The sequence below is a fragment of the Sphaerisporangium aureirubrum genome, from assembly GCF_042658925.1.
Lineage (GTDB): Bacteria > Actinomycetota > Actinomycetes > Streptosporangiales > Streptosporangiaceae > Sphaerisporangium > Sphaerisporangium aureirubrum.
In genome coordinates, this window is the sequence record NZ_JBHSRF010000168.1 from 1 (window position 1) to 3,657 (window position 3,657).

The following is a 3,657-nucleotide window of genomic DNA, read 5'->3' on the forward strand; positions in this document are numbered from 1 at the left end:
GGGTACACCGCCACCCACCCGGACCTACTTTTATCGGCGCCGCGACGGCGAGAAGTGGTACGGCGAATCCGGCGCCGCCGTACGGCGGCCGGCCGGGGCCCCGCCACACTGGTGATACGTCCAAGGAGATGATCGTGCGTCCCGCATTCGACCGGCGAAGCTTCCTCGGCGTATCGGCCCTGTCGGCACTGAGCGCGGTGACCGCATGCGCCCCGGGGCCCACCAGCGCGAAGACCCACACCCCCACACCTTCGAGCACCACCGGCGCGGCGAGCACCCCAAGATCCCCGATCGCGGCCCGCACCCGCCCCAACCCCGCCGACTGGTCGGCCCTCAAAAAAGGCCTGGCCGGCCGCCTGATCCGCCCCGGCGACGCCACCTACGACGCGGCGAAGCGCCTGTACAACCCAAGATTCGACACCATCCGCCCAGCCGCCGTCGCCTACTGCTCCAACCCCGCGGACGTCGCCGAATGCCTCGCATTCGCGAAACGAACAGGCGTCCCCGTCGCCGCCAGATCAGGCGGCCACAGCTACGCCGGCTGGTCCTCCGGCACCGGCCTCATCGTGGACGTCTCCCGCATGAGCGGAATCCGCCCGACCTCCGGAGGCGGCCACGCCGTAATCGGCGCAGGCGCACAACTGATAGACGTATACGACCGCCTGGCCGCCCAAGGCGTAAGCATCCCGGCAGGCTCGTGCCCCACGGTCGGCATAGCAGGCCTCACCCTAGGCGGCGGCCTAGGCGTGGTAGCCAGAAAATACGGCCTCACCTGCGACGTCCTGGACTCGGTCCAGATCGTCACCGCCGACGGCCGCATCCGCACCTGCGACGCGAACCACGACCCCGACCTCTACTGGGCCTCCCGAGGCGGCGGAGGCGGCAACTTCGGCATCGCCACGTCGTTCACCTTCCGCACCCACCCCATCTCCGACGTGACGGTCTTCTTCCTCCACTGGCCCTGGTCCATGGCCCGCAAAGCACTGTCCGTCTGGCAGAAGTGGGCCCCCACCGCCCCCGACGCCCTCTGGGCCAACTTCCACCTCGGCCACGACCCGAGCCCCGACATCCAGATCGGCGGCCTGTACGTCGGCCCCCGCGCCGAGTGCGAGCGCCTCCTGGACCCGCTGATCGACCGCATCGGCGGCAGACTGACCAGCCGATCCATCACCCAGACCCCGTACCTGCGCGCCATGATGATCATGGCAGGCTGCTCGTCCAGAACCGTCTCCCAGTGCCACGTCCCCGGCACCCTCCCCGGCCGCACCCGCGACGGCCGCTTCCCCCGGGACGACTTCCGCGCCAAGTCCCACCTGGCCTACCGCCCCCTGTCCGCCTCCGGCATCGCCACCCTCGTCGACCAGGCCGGCCGCCCCGGCCGCCACTCGATCCTCCTGGACGCGCTGGGCGGCAAGGTGGCCCGCCTCCGCCCCGACCAGACCGCCTACCCCCACCGCCCGGCCCTGTTCAGCATCCAGTACTACGCCCACCTCGACGGCGCCACCACCTGGCTCCGCGCCGCCCACACCGCCATGACCCCCCACTTCGGCGAGCACGCGTACGTCAACTACATCGACCCGTCCCTGAAGAACTGGCGCACCCAGTACTACGGCCAGAACGCCCCCCGCCTGGCGAAGGTCAAAGCCACCTACGACCCAGGCCGCCTGTTCCGCTTCCCCCAGGCCATCTGACCGCTCACGGCAGGAAGTGCTTGAGCACCTCCGGGTTGGCCATCGCCCCCGCGTTGGCCGCCCTGTCCACCGGCGTCCCCAGCAGGATCTTGCGCACCGGCACCTCCAGCTTCTTGCCGCTGAGCGTGCGCGGAATCCCGGGAACCTCGCGGATCTCGTTCGGCACGTGCCGCGGCGACAACTCCCCGCGCAGCGCGGCCTTCAACCGTCCCACGAGGTCGTCGGTCAGCGCCTCCCCCTCGGCCAGCGTGACGTACAGCAGCAGCCGCCCCTCCTGCCCGAGCTGCCCCGTGTCGATGACCAGGCTGTCCGCGATCTCCGGGAACCGCTCCACCACCCGGTAGAACTCGCTGGTCCCCATGCGCACCCCACCCCGGTTCAGCGTGGAGTCCGACCGCCCGTAGATCACGCACGACCCGTCCGGCATGATCTTGATCCAGTCCCCGTGCCGCCACACCCCGGGATAGTCGGCGAAGTAGCTCTCGTGGTACCGCGCATCGTCCGGGTCGTTCCAGAACATCACCGGCATCGACGGCATGGGCCGCGTCACCACCAGCTCCCCGACCTCCCCCACCACCGGATCCCCGTCCGGATCGAACGACTCCACCCGCGCTCCGAGGCACCGGCAGGGAATCACCCCCGCCCGCACCGGCAGCAACGGCACCGCCCCCACGAACCCCGTGCACACGTCCGTCCCCCCCGAGAACGACCCGAGCTGAACGTCCGGCAACACGTCGTACAGCCACGCGAACCCCTCCGGCGGCAACGGCGACCCGGTGGAGCCGACCCCCCGGACCTTCTCCAGCCCTTCAGGCCGTACCCCGGCCCGCATCGACGCGATCAGATACGGCGCGCCCGTCCCGAAGTAGGTCACCCCCTCCTCGGCCACCAGCCGCCACAACGCGTCCGTCCCCGGATGCGTCGCGCTCCCGTCGTACAGCACGACCGTGGCCCCCACCAGCAGCCCGCCGACGAGGTAGTTCCACATCATCCAGCCGGTCGTGGTGTACCAGAAGAACACGTCCCCTTCCCCGAGGTCCTGGTGGAAGCTCAGCGCCTTCAGGTGCTCCAGCACGATCCCGCCGTGCCCGTGCACGATCGCCTTCGGCAGGCCGGTCGTCCCCGACGAGTAGACGATCCACAGCGGATGCCCGAACGGCACCGCCTCGAACGTGAGCTCCGCGGCCTCCCCTCGCAGCTTCTCCCACCCGAGGACCAGCCCCGGCATCTCGTCGGGCAGCTTCTCCCCCGCCCCGACCACGACGGTCGCGACCAGCCCCGGCAACTGGACGGCGATGTCGGCGACCACCTCCGACCGGTCGAACCGCCGCCCGTTGTAGGTGTAGGCGTCGACCGCGATGAACACCTTCGGCGTGATCTGCGCGAACCGATCGGCCACGCTGGACGCCCCGAAGTCCGGCGAACAGGACGACCAGATCGCCCCCAGGCTCGCCGTCGCCAGGAACCCGATCAGCGCCTCCGCCGAGTTGGGCAGGTAGGCCGCGACCCGATCCCCCCGCCCCACCCCCAGCCGCACCAGCCCCGCCCGGACCCGCCCCACTTCCTCGGCGAGCTCCCCATAGGTGAGGGTCCGCCGCCCCCCCACCTCATCCCGGGCGACCACCGCCACCCGGCCGGGCTCCCCCCGCAACGCGTTGGCCGCGTAATTCAGCGACGCCCCCCCGAACCACTCCACCGCGGGCATCGTCCCCTCGATGACGGGCCCGTCCCCCCGCTCCCCCACCACCGAGAAGTACTCCCAGACCCCGACCCAGAACTCCTCCGGCCGATCCACCGACCACCGCCACAAGTCCTCGTACCGCTCCGCCCCCCGCCCCGCCCACTCCGCGAACCGGGTGATCCGAGCCCCCCCGACGATCTCCGCCGACGGCTCCCACAACAACGCACCTTCCTCAACCATGCCCCCATCCTGCCGAACCCCCACCCCCTCCTGCCATCCCGCCCA

General features: G+C 70.9%; 2 protein-coding genes. One reads left to right on the forward strand and one right to left on the reverse strand.

All coding sequences use genetic code 11. The features are described 5' to 3' along the window. Window positions 1–134 precede the first annotated feature (134 nt). Complete coding sequence (locus tag ACFP1K_RS40920) at window positions 135–1,691, forward strand: FAD-binding oxidoreductase (RefSeq protein WP_380763963.1); 1,557 nt, start codon at window positions 135–137, stop codon at window positions 1,689–1,691. A gap of 4 nt (window positions 1,692–1,695) precedes the next feature. On the opposite strand, the gene ACFP1K_RS40925 is transcribed toward ACFP1K_RS40920, so the two are convergent. Beyond that, window positions 1,696–3,612: an acetoacetate--CoA ligase gene (locus tag ACFP1K_RS40925; protein ID WP_380763965.1), complete on the reverse strand. Its 1,917-nt coding sequence runs from the start codon at window positions 3,610–3,612 to the stop codon at window positions 1,696–1,698. Window positions 3,613–3,657 lie beyond the last annotated feature (45 nt).